Annotated in this window: 16 protein-coding genes; 7 read left to right on the top strand and 9 right to left on the bottom strand. The window is 67.3% G+C overall.

The features are described from left to right. Positions 1-5: 5 nt before the first annotated feature. Genes ACW175_RS20210 through ACW175_RS20225 form a run of 4 tightly spaced genes read right to left on the bottom strand, consistent with a single transcriptional unit; the run spans position 6 to position 4,407 of the window. Positions 6-296: a hypothetical protein gene (locus tag ACW175_RS20210; protein WP_492101749.1), complete on the bottom strand. Its 291-nt coding sequence runs from the start codon at positions 294-296 to the stop codon at positions 6-8. 48 nt (positions 297-344) lie between these two features. Continuing rightward, positions 345-623: a type II toxin-antitoxin system RelE/ParE family toxin gene (locus ACW175_RS20215; RefSeq protein WP_492105017.1), complete on the bottom strand. Its 279-nt coding sequence runs from the start codon at positions 621-623 to the stop codon at positions 345-347. 5 nt (positions 624-628) lie between these two features. After that, positions 629-934 carry a ribbon-helix-helix domain-containing protein gene (locus ACW175_RS20220; protein ID WP_492101750.1) on the bottom strand — a complete coding sequence of 102 codons (306 nt, stop codon included), beginning with the start codon at positions 932-934 and terminating at the stop codon, positions 629-631. Between the two features lie 41 nt (positions 935-975). Next, positions 976-4,407 carry an indolepyruvate ferredoxin oxidoreductase family protein gene (locus tag ACW175_RS20225; RefSeq protein WP_492101751.1) on the bottom strand — a complete coding sequence of 1,144 codons (3,432 nt, stop codon included), beginning with the start codon at positions 4,405-4,407 and terminating at the stop codon, positions 976-978. 142 nt (positions 4,408-4,549) lie between these two features. On the opposite strand from ACW175_RS20225, the gene ACW175_RS20230 reads away from it, so the two are divergent. The 7 genes from ACW175_RS20230 to ACW175_RS20260 all read left to right on the top strand — a co-directional run bounded on the left by ACW175_RS20230 (position 4,550) and on the right by ACW175_RS20260 (position 9,192). Next, on the top strand, positions 4,550-5,047 hold the full coding sequence (locus ACW175_RS20230; protein ID WP_099575819.1) for an Lrp/AsnC family transcriptional regulator: 498 nt from the start codon (positions 4,550-4,552) through the stop codon (positions 5,045-5,047). A 132-nt stretch (positions 5,048-5,179) separates the two neighbouring features. Further along, positions 5,180-6,073, top strand: coding sequence for a pirin family protein (locus ACW175_RS20235; protein WP_492101752.1), 894 nt, complete (start codon positions 5,180-5,182; stop codon positions 6,071-6,073). Positions 6,074-6,148: 75 nt separating this feature from the next. Then, the gene (locus ACW175_RS20240) at positions 6,149-6,448 is read left to right on the top strand and encodes a hypothetical protein (RefSeq protein WP_492101753.1); all 300 of its coding nucleotides are present in this window, start codon (positions 6,149-6,151) and stop codon (positions 6,446-6,448) included. Between the two features lie 76 nt (positions 6,449-6,524). Then, complete coding sequence (locus ACW175_RS20245; RefSeq protein WP_492101754.1) at positions 6,525-7,544, top strand: adenosine deaminase; 1,020 nt, start codon at positions 6,525-6,527, stop codon at positions 7,542-7,544. A 46-nt stretch (positions 7,545-7,590) separates the two neighbouring features. Next, positions 7,591-8,559, top strand: coding sequence for a magnesium/cobalt transporter CorA (gene corA / locus ACW175_RS20250; protein ID WP_492101755.1), 969 nt, complete (start codon positions 7,591-7,593; stop codon positions 8,557-8,559). Between the two features lie 44 nt (positions 8,560-8,603). Continuing rightward, entirely contained in the window at positions 8,604-8,792 is a 189-nt protein-coding gene (locus ACW175_RS20255; protein WP_492101756.1) for a type II toxin-antitoxin system HicA family toxin, read from the top strand. Positions 8,793-8,796: 4 nt separating this feature from the next. Then, positions 8,797-9,192 (top strand): type II toxin-antitoxin system HicB family antitoxin, encoded by a 396-nt coding sequence (locus ACW175_RS20260; RefSeq protein ID WP_492101757.1) that lies wholly within the window; start codon positions 8,797-8,799, stop codon positions 9,190-9,192. Between the two features lie 10 nt (positions 9,193-9,202). Here the strand turns inward: ACW175_RS20260 and ACW175_RS20265 are convergent, their stop codons facing one another. The 5 genes from ACW175_RS20265 to ACW175_RS20285 all read right to left on the bottom strand — a co-directional run bounded on the left by ACW175_RS20265 (position 9,203) and on the right by ACW175_RS20285 (position 16,324). Continuing rightward, positions 9,203-9,694 carry a DUF2199 domain-containing protein gene (locus ACW175_RS20265; protein ID WP_492101758.1) on the bottom strand — a complete coding sequence of 164 codons (492 nt, stop codon included), beginning with the start codon at positions 9,692-9,694 and terminating at the stop codon, positions 9,203-9,205. 54 nt (positions 9,695-9,748) lie between these two features. Beyond that, entirely contained in the window at positions 9,749-10,750 is a 1,002-nt protein-coding gene (locus ACW175_RS20270) for a DegT/DnrJ/EryC1/StrS family aminotransferase (RefSeq protein WP_492101759.1), read from the bottom strand. A 154-nt stretch (positions 10,751-10,904) separates the two neighbouring features. Further along, the gene (locus tag ACW175_RS20275) at positions 10,905-12,455 is read right to left on the bottom strand and encodes a class I adenylate-forming enzyme family protein (protein ID WP_492101760.1); all 1,551 of its coding nucleotides are present in this window, start codon (positions 12,453-12,455) and stop codon (positions 10,905-10,907) included. A 144-nt stretch (positions 12,456-12,599) separates the two neighbouring features. After that, positions 12,600-14,678, bottom strand: a complete 2,079-nt coding sequence (locus ACW175_RS20280; RefSeq protein WP_492101761.1) for a 3-hydroxyacyl-CoA dehydrogenase NAD-binding domain-containing protein — start codon at positions 14,676-14,678, stop codon at positions 12,600-12,602. Positions 14,679-15,097: 419 nt separating this feature from the next. After that, positions 15,098-16,324, bottom strand: a complete 1,227-nt coding sequence (locus tag ACW175_RS20285; RefSeq protein WP_492101762.1) for a serine hydrolase domain-containing protein — start codon at positions 16,322-16,324, stop codon at positions 15,098-15,100. Positions 16,325-16,442: the final 118 nt, after the last annotated feature.

Below are 16,442 nucleotides of genomic sequence, written 5' to 3' on the forward strand. Positions count from 1 at the left end.
GGCGCCTACGACCCGGCTTGCGCCTTCAGGTCCGCCAGCATGTCGGACAGCGAGCGCTTGCCGCCGATCCAGTCGGCGGGGTCCTGAGTCTCGACCACTTCCAGCTTGTCCAGCAGGGCCTCCAGCTTCTCCGGACCGCCAACGATCTCCGCCGCCCGGCGATAGTTCAGCTCGGCCAGTTCCGCGGCCACGCCCTCGTCCAGAGAGGCGAACTCACCCCGCTCGACCCGCGCCTGCAGGTCGGCGGCGTCCTCGGCGCTGAGGGTGACGGTCACGGGCTTGGCGGAATTGGTCATGGCGGCAAGCCTAGCACGATGCGCCGGGCGCGCCACGCGGGTCCCTGATCATTTCAGCGCCACGGGCCTACGCGCGCCATGTCGGACACTGAGGATGAGGATGTCCGTCGCTCGTATCCGATACAGGATCACATAGGGCGGAACCGTCACACCACGTACGGCCGAGCCGTATCGCGGCTTCAGTCCGTAACCTTCAGGCGCACTCGCCAGGCTCTCGCAGCGCTGCAGCAACTGCGCGACGAAAGCCACGGCGGCCTGGGGCTTGTCGCGCTTTATGTCCTCGCCAATACGACGGATTTCCTTGGCGGCCAGCGCGCTGAGCCGCACTGGTTTCAAGCGCGGTCGTCCTGGGCGGCAAAGCGCTCATATTCGTCTTTCAGCGCGTGCAGGAACTCGAAAGCGTCGACCTCGCCGACATGCGTTCCGGAATCGGCTTCGATCCGGCCCGCCAGGGCCTGAAACGCCGCCTCGCCCCCAACCAATTCGACGGCGCGAAAGTGCTCAAGCTCCAAGAGCGCGGCCGTGACGGCCTCATCCAGGCTGCCGAACTCTCCTGAGGCAACGCGCGCATTCAGTTCCTCCACCGCGCTGCTGGGAAGGGTCACCGAAACCGAGGCGTCGCGAACCGGCTTGTTCATGGCGGGAAGCCTAGCACAGACTTCCCGCCACGATACGGTGGTCAGCTACCGCCCCACTGCGCCCACAGCTTGGCCTCGGCCGCTTTCGCCGTGACCACCGAGGCGTCCTTGACGTGGCCGTAGCCGCGGATCTGTTGCGGGATCTCGGCGATCTTGACCGCCAGCGACAGGCTCTCCGGGGAGAGGCCGGCGGCCAGGCGGTCGAGGGTCGTCTCGTAGGACGCCATCAGGCCGCGCTCCATCTTGCGCTCCTCGGTGTGGCCGAAGATGTCGAGCGCGCCGCCGCGCAGGCCCTTCATCCTTGCCATCATCGGGAAGGCGGCGTCGAGCATCCAGCCGCCGAAGGCGATCTTCTTGGGCTTGCCGTCCGGGCCCTTGGGGGCCAGCAGCGGCGGAGCGAGCCAGACCTTGGCCTTGCCGCCCTTGAAGGTCCCGGCCAGCTCGGCCTTGAAGCGACCGTCCGTGTACAGACGAGCGACCTCGTACTCGTCCTTGTAGGCCATCAGCTTGTAGAGATTGACCGCCGCCGCCCGGGTCAGGGCCTCGCCGCCAATGCCGGCTTCGGCCGCGCGGACCTTTGCCACCTTGTCCGCGTAGCGCTGGGCGTAGGCGGCGTTCTGATAGGCCGTCAGCTCCTTGATGCGGTGGGCGATCAGGTCGTCCAGCGGCATGGTCTCGGGCGTGGCGACCTTGTCTTCCTTGACGGTGATCGAGGCCGGGTCGTGGGCGACGCGCCGGCCCAGCTCGAAGGCCTGCAGGTTGGCCTCGGCGTCGACGCCGTTCAGCTTGATGGCGCGATAGAGGGCGCGGCTGGAGACCGGGATCACCCCGCGCTGCCAGGCGAAGCCCACCATGATCATGTTGGCGTAGATGGCGTCGCCGAACTCGGTTTCCGCCAGGCGCTGGGCGGGACAGGCGTCGAAGCTATTGGTCGCGCCCTTCACCCGGCGGGCCATGGCGCTCGAGTCGAACTTGACGTCTCGGCTGGTGACGAAGTCGGCCGTGGGGGCGAAGTCGCTGTTGCCGAAGGCGCGCGTGCGGTCCTTGGCGTAGAGCGACAGGCCTTCGGGCGAGGCGGCGACCAAAAGGTCGCAGGCGATCAGCACGTCGGCGCTGGCGGCCGGGACGCGGCCGCCGACGATGGTCTCCTCGGTCTCGCCGATCTTGACGTGGCTGAACACCGAACCGCCCTTTTGGGCCAGGCCGGTCATGTCGACCACGCTGCCGGCGCGGCCGTCGATATGGGCGGCCATGGCCAGGATCGAGGCCACGGTCGTGACGCCGGTGCCGCCGACGCCGGTGAACAGGATCTTGCGCACGCCGGTCAGCGGCTCGAACTCGGGCAGCGGCGTCGACTCGGCGGTCAGGGCAGCCGGCGTCTTCTTGGCGTTGGCGCTTTCCGCGCCTTCCAGCGTGATGAACGAGGGGCAGAAGCCCTCGACGCAGCTGTAGTCCTGGTTACAGGACGACTGGTTGATCTTGCGCTTGCGGCCAAACTCCGTGGCCAGCGGCTCGACCGAAACGCAGTTGGACTTCACCGAGCAGTCGCCGCAGCCTTCGCAGACCAGCGGATTGATGAACACGCGCTGCGTCGCCTTGGCCATCGAGCCGCGCTTGCGGCGGCGGCGCTTTTCGGTGGCGCAGGTCTGGTCGTACAGCAGCACCGTCACGCCGGCCGTGTCGCGCAGCATCTCCTGCACGCGCATCAGGTCCGAGCGTGGGAAGACCTCGACGCCCGGGGCCAGGTCGTTGACGCCCTCGTAGCGGTTCAGCTCGTCGACGACGATGACGGTCTTGGTCACGCCCTCGGCCGCCAGCTGGCGGGTGATCTGGGCGGGGGTGAAGCCGCTCTCGGCGCGCTGGCCGCCGGTCATGGCGACGGCGTCGTTATAGAGCAGCTTGTAGGTGATGTTGGTCTTGGCCGCGATCGCGCCGCGAATGGCCAGCGAGCCGGAGTGGTTGTAGGTGCCGTCGCCCAGGTTCTGGAAGACGTGCTTCTCCGAGGTGAACGGCGCCGCGCCGACCCAGGTCAGGCCCTCGCCGCCCATGTGGGTGTTGAGGTCGGTCATCGGGTCGTTGAACCCGGCCATGTAGTGGCAGCCGATGCCGGCGAGCGCGCGCGAGCCCTCGGGCAGCTTGGTCGAGCTGTTGTGCGGGCAGCCCGAGCAGAAGAACGGCTTGCGGGCCTGGTCGGCGGCCAGGCTGACGGCGGCGACGCCGGCGGCCGAGACGCGGTTCAGATAGGCGCGGGCCCGCTCCATGTGCGGGCCGTCGGGCAGACGGTCATAGATGGCCAGGGCGATTTCGGCCACCGACAGCGAGCCGAGCTCCGAGAGCAGCGGCGCGCCGCGTTCGTCGACCTTGCCGATGATGCGCGGGCGCGCCTGGGCGGGCAGATCATAGAGGGCCGCGCGCGCCTGGGGTTCGATCAGACCGCGCTTGTGCTCGATGACCATCAGGGTCTCGAGGCCGGCGGCGAAGGCCCGCAGGCCCAGCGGCTCCAGCGGCCATGGCATGCCGACCTTGTAGATGGAGACGCCCAGGTCGGCGGCTTCCTGCAGGGTCATGCCCATGGCCGTGAAGGCCTCCAGCACGTCCTTGTAGGCCTGCCCCTGGCAGACGATGCCCAGGCGCGCCTTGCCGACCTTCACGTGCGAGGCGCCCAGCACCACGCGGTCGATATGGTTGGCGCGGGCGAAGGCCAGGGCCGCCGGGAGCTTGTGGAGCCGCATCCGCCGCTCCTTCTCCATCGGCTGGTCCTTCTGCCGGATGCCCAGCCCCCCGGGCGGAAAGGCGAAGTCGGGAATGATGGCCTGGTGGCGATCCAGCGAGACGTCGATGGTCACGCCGCTGTCCATGGTGTCGGCCAGGGCGATCATGCCCGTCCACAGACCCGAGAACCGCGACATGGCGATGCCGAGAATGCCGTAGTCCAGCACTTCTTGAACATCGGCCGGCGACAACACCGGCATCTCGAAGTCCTGGAAGGCGAACTCGGACTGCGACGGCAGGGTCGAGCTCTTGCAGGCGTGGTCGTCGCCGGCCACCGCCAGCACGCCGCCGGTCGGGAAGGTCCCCGCGAAATTGGCGTGCTTGAAGACGTCGCCCGTGCGGTCGACGCCGGGCGCCTTGCCGTACCACATGCCGAACACGCCATCATAAAGCGCGCCGGGGAACAGGTTGGCCTGCTGACTGCCCCATACGGCGGTGGCGGCGAGGTCCTCGTTGAGGCCTTCCTGGAAGACCACGTCGTGCGCGGTCAGCAGTTTCTTGATGCGCGCGGCCTGCTGGTCGAGGCCGCCCAGGGGCGAGCCGCGATAGCCGGAAAGATAGCCCCCGGTGTTCAGGCCCGCGAGGCGATCCAGGCGCTTGCGATCCAGCAGGACCCGCAGCAGCGCTTGCACGCCAGTGATGAAGGCTCGACCATTTTCGAGCACGTATTTGTCGTCGAGAGTGACTTCAGAGTGCCGCATGGCAAAAATTTTCCTCCGGGGTCTTCTCGCCCGTAACGCAATATCTTATAGAAGCGCGGAAATTGTTTGCCCAAGGCGTGCCCGACTCAGGCCCCCTTTGCGCAAAATTGGAGCGTCAACGCCCACTTGGGGGAGGAATTTCTTGTCCGAACAACTCGACGCCGTGGATGCCAAGATCCTGGATCTCATCCAACACGACGCCGGACTGTCCGTCGCGGAGATCGCCGAGCGAGTCGGCCTCTCGTCCAGCCCGTGCTGGCGCCGGATCAAGCGCCTTGAAGACGCCGGCGTCATCCAGCGTCGCGTCACGATTCTGGACCGCGAAAAGCTGGGCCTGGGCTTCGAAGTCTATTGCACCGTCAAGCTGTCCCTTCCGACCAAGGAAAATCTGGACACGTTCGAACAGGCCGTCGCCAAGTGGGCCGAGGTCGTGCAGTGCGCCACCGTCACCGGCGCCGCCGACTACGAGATGCGCATCGTCACCCGCGACATGCACGCCTTCGACGAGTTCCTGCGCGAGAAGCTGCTGTCGCTGGGGCTGGTCAGCAACATCGAGAGCCGCATCGTCATCCGCGGCGTCAAGAACTCGACCGCCGTGCCGCTGGGTCTCGTGAGCCCGTACGTCAGCCCGCTGAGCTGAGATCCTCATTAGTTTATCGTCGTCATCCCGCGCATGAAGCGCGGGATGACGTGTGTGGGCGTTGGGGAGGATTTATCCAAGCATCCCCCACAAACCCCCGCTAAACTGCGCCCACCCTTCCCGGAGCGCCCCATGATCGACCTCGTCTTCGAAGCCCGCCGCCGTGATCTCGGCAATTTCGAAGTGGGCCGCATCCTGCCCTTCCACGCGCACCGCATGGTCGGGCCGTTCACCTTCCTCGACCACATGGGTCCGGCGGCCTTCCAGCCCGGCTTCGCCAAGAACGCCGACGTGCGCCCGCACCCGCATATCGGCCTGTCGACCCTGACCTATCTGTTCGAAGGCGAGATCACCCACCGCGACAGCGTCGGCTCGCTGGCGGTGATCAAGCCCAACGAGGTCAACTGGATGACGGCCGGCTCGGGGATCACCCACTCCGAACGCTTCGAGGGCCTGCGCGAGCACGGCGGGCGCATGGACGGCATGCAGGCCTGGATCGCCCTGCCCAAGGAATATGAGGAGATCGCCCCCAGCTTCACCCACCATGAAGGTCCGGCCGACCTGCCCTACTATGAGAGCGGCGGACTGAAGGCGCGACTGATCGCCGGCGAGGCGTTCGGCGCCAAGTCGAACGTGCCGGTCTATTCGCCGCTCTTCTATGTGCACTGGGAGCTGGAGCCGGGGACCACCGCCGCCCTGCCCGCCGAATATGCCGAACGCGCCGCCTATATCGCCGCCGGCCGCGTCGAGGTCGACGGCCGCGAACTGGTCGAGACCCAGATGGCGGTCTTCGCCCCGGGCGACACCATCGTCTTCAAGGCCATCGAGCGCTCCACCGTCATGCTGATGGGCGGCGAGCCGGTCGGCCCGCGCTTCATCGAGTGGAACTTCGTCTCCTCGTCCAAGGACCGCATCGAGCAGGCCAAGGCCGACTGGAAGGCCGGCCGCATGAAGCTGCCCGACCTGGACCACGACGAGTTCATCCCCCTGCCGGAAGGCCCGCCGCCTCCGCCCCAGCCGCTGTAGAGCGCGCGCAACCGAACCTCGGCCTTGGGATTATCTCCTGACCCGGCGCCAAGGCCGGAGAGGGAGAAGACGCTCATGCGTATCGTGACGATCGCGGCAGTGGCCGCTCTGGGCCTGACGGTCATGGCCTGCGAGAACAAGGCCGAGAAGGCCCAGGAAGCGACCACCGAAAGCGCCGCCGCCGCCAATCAGGCCGCCGCCGCCTCGCAGGCCGCGACCGACGCCGCCAACGCCACGGCCGACGCCGCCGCCGCGCCGACCGAAGCGTCCAAGGAAGCCGCGGGCGATGCGGCCGCCGCCGCCGGCAAGGCCGCCGAGGAAGCCGGCGACGCCGCCAAGAAGGCCGGCGAAAAGGCCAAGGACGCCGCGCACTAATCCAAACGCCGTCGTCCCGCGCATAAAGCGCGGGATGACGGTTGATTGCAGGCGCGATGGCGGCTCATAAAACGCCATGACCGACACCGCCCTTACCGAATTTGTCCGCGGCCTGCCCAAGGCCGAGCTGCATATGCACATCGAGGGCAGCCTCGAGCCCGAGCTGATGTTCGAGCTGGCTCAGCGCAATGGCGTCACCCTGCCCTTCGCCTCGGTCGAGGACATCCGCGCGGCCTACGCCTTCTCGAACCTGCAGGACTTCCTGGACATCTATTACCAGGGCGCGGGCGTGCTGATCACCGCCGAGGACTTCAAGGACCTGGCCCTGGCCTATTTCAAGCGCCTGGCGGCCGATGGCGGGACCCACGCCGAGATCTTCTTCGATCCCCAGACCCACACCGATCGCGGCGTCGCCTTCGGCGTGGTGATGCAAGGCCTGCTGGCCGGCATGGACGAGGCCGAGAAGACGCTGGGCGTCACCTCCAAGCTGATCCTCTGCTTCCTGCGCCACCTGTCGGAAGAGGCCGCCTTCGAGACCCTGGAACTGGCCAAGCCGTGGCTGGACAAGATCGCCGGCGTCGGCCTCGACAGCTCGGAAGTCGGCCACCCGCCGGCCAAGTTCGCCCGCGTGTTCCAGGCCGCCCGCGACCTGGGCCTGAAGATCGTCGCCCACGCCGGCGAGGAAGGCCCGCCCGAATATGTCTGGGAGGCCATCGACCTGGTGAAGGTCGACCGCATCGACCACGGCAACCGCGCCCTGGAAGACGAGGCCCTGACGGCGCGCCTGATCGCCGACGGGACCACCCTGACGGTCTGCCCGCTGTCGAACCTGAAGCTATGCGGCGTGCCCAGCCTGGACGTCCACCCGCTGAAGAAGATGCTCGCCCTGGGCCTGAAGGCGACCGTGAACTCCGACGATCCGGCCTATTTCGGCGGCTACCTGCTGGAAAACTACATGGCCACCGCCGGCGCCGTCGGCCTGACCCGCGAGGAGATCGTCACCCTGGCCAAGAACAGCTTCACCGGCTCGTTCCTCGACGCGGCAGAAAAGGCCCGGCGCGTGGCGCAGGTCGAAGCCTACGCGGCCAGCCACTGAGCGCGTGAGCCTCTCCCTGTGAGCCTCTCCCTGTGAGCCTCTCTCTGTGAGCGTCGTCGCCGCCAGCGCCTATATCGACGGCCAGATCGTTCGTCCGCTCAGCCTGGGCGATCCCGACAGCCTGCGCCCCCGCGAGGGCGAGTTCGTCTGGATCGGCCTGGTCGAGCCCGACGAGGCAGAGCTGCGCGTGCTGCAGCAGGCCTTCCGCCTGCACCCGCTGGCGATCGAGGATGCGCTGAACGCCCGCCAGACGCCCAAGGTCGATGTCTATGGCGATCAGCTGTTCGTCGTCGCCAAGACCGCGCGGCTGGACAACGACCGCATCGAATATGGCGAGACCGACTTCTTCGTCGGGCGCCAGCACCTGATCACCGTGCGCCACGGCTCGGCCCGGGCCCACAGCGGGCTGCGCGCCCAGCTGGAGGCCGCCCCGGCCCTGCTGTCGCACGGCGTCGACTACGTGCTGCACGCGGTGCTGGACTTCATCGTCGACGGCTACATGCCCGTCGTCGACGCCATCGAGGAGGAGCTCGCCGGCTTCGAGCGGCGAGCGCTGGACGCCTTCCTCAGCCGCGCCGAGATCGCCCGCATCTTCAACCTCCGCCGGGCGCTGATGAAGTTCAAGAAGCTGCTGGGCCCCATGACCCAGGTGGTCAGCGCCCTGGAGCATCACGAGCTGCCCTGCATCGACAGCGATGTCCGGCCCTATTTCCGCGACGTCCGCGACCACATCCAGCGCACCGAGATCCTGGTCGACAGCCTGCGCGAGGTGCTGACCTTCGTGTTCGAGATCAGCAGCCTGCTGGAACAGCAGCGCCAGGGCGTCATCACCCGCCAACTGGCCGCCTGGGCCGCCATCCTGGCCGTCCCGACCGCCGTGGCCGGCATCTACGGCATGAACTTCGAGCACATGCCCGAGCTGAAGTGGGAATATGGTTATTACGGCGTGCTGGCCGTGATCGTCGGGGTCTGCGCCATGCTGTACAGGCGGTTCAGGAAGACGGGCTGGCTTTAGGCTCGCCTTGACGGTAGCGAAATCATACTCATAAATACACACTCATGAATAGTCGTGAGGTGATCTCCGCGCTGGAGGCCGACGGCTGGGTCGAGGTAGCCCGGCGCGGCTCCCACGCTCAGTTCAAGCACCCCACGAAGCCGGGTCGCGTGACCGTTCCGCATCCCAAACGAGACCTTCCGGTCGGGACGCTGCGGTCGATCGAACGGCAGTCGAGCCTGATCCTGAGGTGAGCCAATGACAAGCTATATCGCCCTCATCCACAAGGACGCCGACAGCGAGTTTGGGGTCTCCTTTCCCGACCTGCCCGGGTGCGTCAGCGTCGGCGCGACCCTGGAGGAGGCCCGCGCCAATGCCGAGGAGGCCCTGCTCCTTCACGTCGACGGCATGGTCGAGGATGGCGAGTCCATTCCCGCGCCCTCGACCCTGGACGAGGTGATGGCCAATCCCGTGAACCGCGATGGCGCGGTGATCATCGTGCCCCTAGAGACCGCCCAGCCCAGGACGGTGCGGGTCAATATCACCCTGCCCGAGACCACGCTGCGCGATATCGACGCCTATGCCGAGACCCACGGCTTCACACGCTCGGGCCTGCTGGCGCGCGCCGCCAAGCGAATGATCGACGCGGCGTAGTGGGCCGCCTCTAACCTTCGCAAACCTCCAGGATTTCGTGATGCCGCGCGGTGTCGATGCCGTCGCGCTGGTCCTGGGCCAGGCGGCTCTTGTCGCCTTCCAGCAGGATCAGGGTCGGCGGCTCTTCCGGGGTCTGGAACTGGATCAGCAGGCGGGTCCCCAGCGTCGTGCCCGGGTACGGCGCGAGGCGGTTGGCCAGTTTCGCCGGATGCGGCGGCTCCTCGCGGCCGTCAGCGTCGTAGAGGTCGAGATAGCGCTCGAAGACCTCGGCCTCGACCTCGGCCCAGGCGCCCCAGCCGAAATAGTCGTCCGTCCCCTTCAGGGGGGTGGGCAGGATGCAGCGGATGAAGACCCGGTCGCCCCACTGGCAGAGGTCGTCATTGTAGCGGACCTGGACGTCGCGCTCGGCCTCGGGGATCGCCCAGACCTCGTCGGGCAGGGTGAAGCCCCAGTCGAGGGACAGGGATTCCAGGGACTGGGGCTCTTGAGACTCTTCGGCCATCGCAACCTTCGGCGTGAATATGCGCCGATGCTTAGGCCAAGTCGCCGCTCGCCTCTAGGCCACCGCGTCGCGCAGGACGTCGCACAGGCGGTCCAGGCCCTCGATGTCGAGGTCGGGATCCAGGGCGATGACCACGGTCGAGGCCGCCAGGTGGTCGGCGGTCGGGGTGTCGTCGGCGGCCAGGGCGCGGTCGCGGACCGAGCAGCTGGCGGCGATCCCGGCCGCCTGGAGCTTCCAGGTCACGGCGCCGGCGTCGTCGGTCGGCAGGGACAGCGCGCAGGTCCGCGAGATCCAGCTCATGCCCCAGCCCGGCTGGAAGCCGACGCCGCTGTCCAGCAGCAGGACGCGCAGTTGCTGAGCCGCGCCGCACAAGCGCTGGCGCAGGCCTGGCCAGGCGGCCAGGCCGTCGTCGCCGGCGAAGGGCGCGGCCTCGATGGCGTTGATCGGGGTGGCGTCCTCGCAGGCGACGAAGACGCCCTGCCCAGCGGGCAGACCCACCAAAGCAGGAACAGGCGCGGCGATCACCACGTCGAAGGCGCCGGCGGCGTCGATCAGGATGGGCAGGCCGGTCTCGGCGCGGAAGGCGGCCCAGGCGCGCATGTCGGGGGCGCGGCCGTGGGCGGCGGCGGGCACGATCGCTTCCAGCGGCCCGGGCGCGTCGGGCAGGCGTTCGCGCAGGTGGCCGGTGTCGAACATGGCGCTGAACGGGTCGACATCGACCAGCCAGGGCTTGAGACCCGCAGCGGCGATGCCGGCCAGGGTCTCCGGATCGGCCAGGGCCGAGACGACGCAGACGCCGCCTTGGCGCACGCTCAGGGCCTTCAGCGCGCCGGCCGTGGCCTCGACGCGATCGGCGAAGGCGCGCACGGCGACGGGACGGGCGAAGCGGGCGGCCAGGCGCTGGTCGAGGTCCGCGCCGTGTCCGGCGACGCCCAGGGCGGCGGCGACGGCGTCGAAATCGATCGGCGCGCCAGAAGCACGGAGGAACGTCTTCGCCCCATTCCCTTCTTGAGTGGGAGCGGCGATCGGAGCGGCGGCGGCGGATTTCGGGAGCATGGGTTTAGAACGCATTCCACGACGAACCGGGCGACCTCCATGGCCGCACCATATGGTTAAGCAACCGTATTCATCGATTCCGGCAGGCCTAATGCGGCGCGCCGTCGCGGCAAAAAGTTCAGTGACTAGGCGAAACTTGCCCCGGAACTCGCCCCTAAACCTGTCCTGGAGCCTGCCATGAGTCGCGCAGTTCGCGCTTCAGCACCTTGCCGATGTGGCTGCGCGGCAGGCTGTCGACGATCTTCACGTCGGCCAGCCGCTGGGTCTTGCCGACCTGTCCATTGACGAAGGTCTTGATCGCCTCGGCGTCGGCCTCGCCTTTCACGGCCACGAAGGCCACCGGGGTCTCGCCCCAGGCGTCCGACGGCACGCCGACCACCGCCGCCTCGACCACCGCCGGATGCTGGACCAGCACCGCTTCCAGGTCGGACGGATAGATGTTGAAGCCGCCGCTGATGATCATGTCCTTCTTGCGGTCCATCAGGGTCAGGAAGCCCTGCTCGTCGAACCGGCCGACATCGCCGGTGCGGATGAAGGTCCAGCCCTCGGGCGAGGTCCAGATGGCCTCGGCGGTCTTGTCCGGGCGGCCGTGATAGCCGTTCATGGTCGCGGCCGAGCGGCCGACGATCTCGCCGACCACGCCGGGACCGACCTCCCCGCCGTCCTCGTCGATCAGGCGGATGTCGTGGCCGGGCGCGGGCTGGCCGACCGTGTGCAGCTTGTCCGGATGCTCGTGGGCGATGAGGATGCAGGTGCCGCCGCCCTCGGTCATGCCGAAATACTCGACCAGGCCGCCGGGCCAGCGCTTCAGCACCTCCCCCTTCAGTTCAGCGGCGAACGGGGCGCTGGTGCAGAACTTCAGGTGGGTCGAGGACAGGTCGTAGCGGTCGAAGTCCGGCCGCTCCATCAGGCGGCGGTACTGCACCGGCACCAGCATGGTGTGGGTCATGCGGTGCTTCTGGGCCAGCTCCAGATACTTGCCGGCGTCGAACTTCTTCATCAGTACGACGGTCCCACCGCCGGCCAGGGTGGGGAAGAAGCAGACGAGCGTGGTGTTCGAATAGAGCGGGGTCGACAGCACGGACACCGCATTGGGGCCGTAGCCGACCGCGTCGCCCCGGAAGACGTGCTTCCAGCGCATGCCGTGCGACTGGACGATGCCCTTGGGCGTGCCGGTGGTGCCGCTGGAATAGATGATGTTGAACGGATGCTCGGGGCTGATCGCGACCGGGCGCGGCGTCGCGTTTTCGGGCGCCAGCCAGGCGTCGAAGGCGTCGCCGGCGCCTGAACCGTCCAAGGCGATGTGGCGGACGGCGATCGGCGCGGGCTTCTGCGCTTCGGCTACCCCGGCGTCGAGGAAGAACAGCCTGGCCCCGCAGTCGGCGACCATGCCGGCGATGGCCTCGGGCGTCGAGGACGGCGCGATCGGGGCCACCGCGACGCCGACGCGCAGGCCGCCGACGAACACCGCCGCATAGGGGATGGACGACAGGGCGCAGACGGCGATGGCCTCGCCGGGGGTGATCCCGTCACGCTGCAGGGCGGCGGCGACGCGGTCGACCAGCGCGTCGAACTCCGCGTAGGTCACCGCCTCGCCGGTCTCCATGATCACGGCCGGATGGTTGGGGCCTTCCTGAGCGCGCTGGCGCAGGATGTCGCCCATCACGCCGTAGTCGGCGGACATCATGGCGGCGATGGTGGTCATGGGGACGCCTCTAGCAAACTCCCTTCCCCCTTGGATGGGGGAAGGGTCGGGGATGGGGGTGACACCGTCGGACGTGGGAGCGGGGCGTTGCCGCCGCATCACCCCCACCCCTGCCCCTCCCCCATCAAGGGGGAGGGAAGAGTTTTAAGCGTCCTTGAAGCCCTTGCCCTCGGCCACCAGCCGCTCCAGCAGGGCCGACGGCTTGAAGTCGTCGCCGTGCTGGGCGTGGAACTCCTTCATCTTGGCCAGGATCTTATCCAAGCCGACCAGCTCGCCCCAGAACATCGGACCGCCGCGATAGACCGGCCAGCCGTAGCCGTTGATCCAGACGATATCGATGTCGGACGCCCGGATGGCCTTGCCCTCTTCCAGGATCTTCGCGCCCTCGTTGACCATCGGATAGAGGCAACGCTCCAGGATCTCCTGGTCGCTGATCTCGCGACGCTGGATCTGGCGCTTCTCGGCGAAGTCGCGGATCACGCCCTCCACCTCGGCCGACGGCTTGGCGTTGCGGTTCTCGTCGTAGTCGTAGAAGCCCTTGCCGTTCTTCTGGCCGCGACGGTCCATCTCGCACAGCACTTCGCGCACGGTGGACGAGCTGGTCTTGGCCGGGTCCCAGCCGATGTCGAGGCCGGCCAGGTCGCTCATGGCGAACGGCCCCATCGGCAGGCCGAAGTCGTACAGCACCCGGTCCACGTCCCAGGGCATGGCGCCTTCCAGGATCAGCTTCTGGGCCTCGCGCTGGCGCTGGGCCAGCATCCGGTTGCCGACGAAGCCGTGGCAGTTGCCGACCAGCACGGCGACCTTGCCGATCTTCTTGCCGATCTGCATCGAGGTGGCGATCACCGACTTGTCGGTCTTGGCCCCGCGCACGATCTCCAGCAGGCGCATGACATTGGCCGGCGAGAAGAAGTGCAGGCCGATCACGCTTTCCGGCCGCGAGGTCGAGGCGGCGATCACGTCGATGTCGAGATACGAGGTGTTCGAGGCCAGGATCGCGCCCGGCTTGGCGATCTTGTCCAGCTTGCCGAAGACTTCCTTCTTGATCTCCATCAGCTCGAACACGGCCTCGATGATCAGGTCGCAGTCGGCCAGGTCCTCGAGGTTCATCGAGGGCGTCAGCAGGCCCATCCGCTTTTCGACGTCATCCTGGGTCAGGCGACCCTTCTTGGCGGTGTTCTCGTAGTTCTTGCGGATGATCCCGACACCGCGCTCGAGGTTCTCCGGCTTGGCCTCGATGATCGTCACCGGAATGCCGGCGTTGAGGAAGTTCATCGAGATGCCGCCGCCCATGGTGCCGGCGCCGATGACGCCGACCTTCTTGACGGGGATCAGCGGGGTGTCGTCCGGCACGTCGGGGATCTTGGCGGCCTGGCGTTCGGCGAAGAATACATAGCGCTGGGCGGCCGACTGGCTGCCGGTCATCAGCTCCATGAACAGCCGGCGCTCTTCCTTCAGGCCCTCCTCGAAGGGCAGGTTCACCGCCGCCTCGATGCATTTGATGTTGTTCTCCGGGGCCATGAAGCCGCGGAACTTCTTGGCGTTGGCCTTGCGGAAATCGGCGAAGATCTCGGGCTTGCCGCGCGCGGCCTCGACCTTGTCGTTCAGCTCGCGGACCTTGTTCAGCGGCCGGCCCTCGGCCAGCACCACGCGGGCGAAGGCGATGGCCCCGTCGCGCAGGGCGCCTTCCTCGACCAGGGAGTCGAACAGGCCCATGGCCAGCGCCGCCTTGGCGGGCACGTGCTGGCCGCTGGTGACCATCTCCAGCGCCTTTTCGACGCCGACGATGCGCGGCAGGCGCTGGGTGCCGCCCGCGCCCGGCAGCAGGCCGATGTTCACTTCGGGCAGGCCGGCCTTGGCCGAGGGCACGGCGACGCGGTAGTGCGCGACCAGCGCCACTTCCAGGCCGCCGCCCAGGGCGGTGCCGTGGATCGCCGCCACGACGGGCTTGGGCGAGTTCTCGATGACCGCCTGCACGTCCTGCAGCGACGGGCCGGTCATGGCCTTGCCGAACTCGGTGATGTCGGCCCCGGCGATGAAGGTCTTGCCCTCGCAGATCAGCACGATCGCCTGGACGGCCGGATCGGCGATGGCCGCGTCGAACGCGCCCTTCAAGCCTTCGCGGACGGCGGCCGACAGCGCGTTGACCGGCGGCGAGTTCAGCGTGACGACGCCAATGTCGCCTTCGACGGAAAGATCGGTGACGGCGTTGATCGCGGCCATGGCGTTTCGACCCCTATTTTTGTTTGAACGGTTGTTTGAAGCCAGCGTGCACGCTCGCGCGAAGATGTCCAGACCTCCGCGACGGCACGAGCTTTCGGGACGCATCGGGACAGGGCGCCGTTGACGAATTTCGCCACATACTACAAATTCGAAATCACGGTTTCAGCCGAGATCATCCGTGGGGGTGGATGCGGCGTCGAGGGGCTGATCGACGCCGCATTTACCTGAAATCCAGAGAGAATGATCCGCGCTGGGGAGGGCGTTCGCGGGAAATCACAGTCTTCGGATGCGCCTTGCACGCGTCCCGATAGTTCGAAGCCGGTGAAATCCGCGAGCGTGGCGCGTTGCCCGCAATGCGTCGGACTTTGGTAAAGCGCAACTCGGCGCGGGAGCTGCCTCCCGCGCCGCTTTCTTGCGCGTCAGCCCCCCGCTTCGGTGAAGCTCGAATAGACCAGCGTCCGCAGCTCCCGGCGGATCGGGTACGAGGTCGACGGCATCAGCTGGGTCATGAACACCACCGCCAGATCCTCGACCGGATCGATCCAGAACGCCGTCGAGGCCATGCCGCCCCAGAAATATTCCCCCAGCGAGCCCAGGTTCTTGGTCCGGGCCTGGTCGATGGTCATGGCGAAGCCGAGTCCGAAGCCCAGGCCTTCGAACACCGCCTCGCTGAACAGCGACTTGGAGACCTGGACCAGTTCCTTGCCGCCCGGCAGGTGGTTCATGGTCATCAGCTTGATGGTCTTGGGGCTGAGCAGGCGCGCGCCGTCCAGTTCGCCGCCGTTCAGCAGCATCCGGCAGAAGCGCATGTAGTCGTCGGCGGTCGAGATCAGGCCGCCGCCGCCCGACTTCATCGACGGATCCTTGAAGAAGTGGCTCTTCTCCGGATCGTCCTGCAGCACGACCCGGCCCGACGGCGTCAGGGCGTAGCAGGCGGTGAAGCGGTCGCGCTGGCTTTCGGGCACGAAGAAGCCGGTGTCGACCATCTTCAGCGGGTCGAAGACGCGGGTCTTCAGGAAGACGTCGAAAGGCATCCCCGAGATCTTCTCGACCAGATAGCCCAGCACATCGGTCGAGACCGAATAGTTCCAGGCCTCGCCCGGCGAGAACTCCAGCGGCACGGTCCCCAGCGTGTCGACGAAGCCCTGCAGGCCGCCTTCGCTGTCGACGCCGTCCAGCTTCAGCTTGCGATAGGCCGCGTCGACATTGGTCCGCTGCTGGAAACCATAGGTCAGGCCCGAGGTGTGCCGCAGCAGGTCGATCGTTCGCATCGGCTCGCTGGCGCGCTTCGATTGGAACGCGCCCTCGACCCCGGCCGCGAACACACCCAGGTCGCGCCAGGCCGGGATGAAGCGGTGCACCGGATCGTCCAGCGACACCAGGCCGTCCTCGACCAGCATCATGAAGGCCACGCTCGTGACCGGCTTGGTCATCGAGTAGATGCGGAACAGGCTGTCGGCCTTCAGGGGCTTTCCCCGCTCGACATCGGCGCTGCCCAGCACCGAGGTGTAGGCCAGCTGGCCGCGCCGCCAGACTTGAGTAAGGGCGCAGGGCAGTTTTCCGGTGTCGATATACTTGGACTGGATGAAGCTATCGATGCGCTTCAATCGTTCGCTCGACAGTCCGACGGCTTCTGGCGTGCTCAAGATCCTGGTCTCCCCTTGCGACCTGTTCCGGTCGTGTTTGCGTACCGCTAAATCGAAATCGAAGACGGGGCTTTTTGCCGCAACGTAAACTTTACCCGATCCTGCGAGTATCGATTGA

It is taken from the genome of Caulobacter sp. FV1ye6ST (assembly GCF_058681225.1).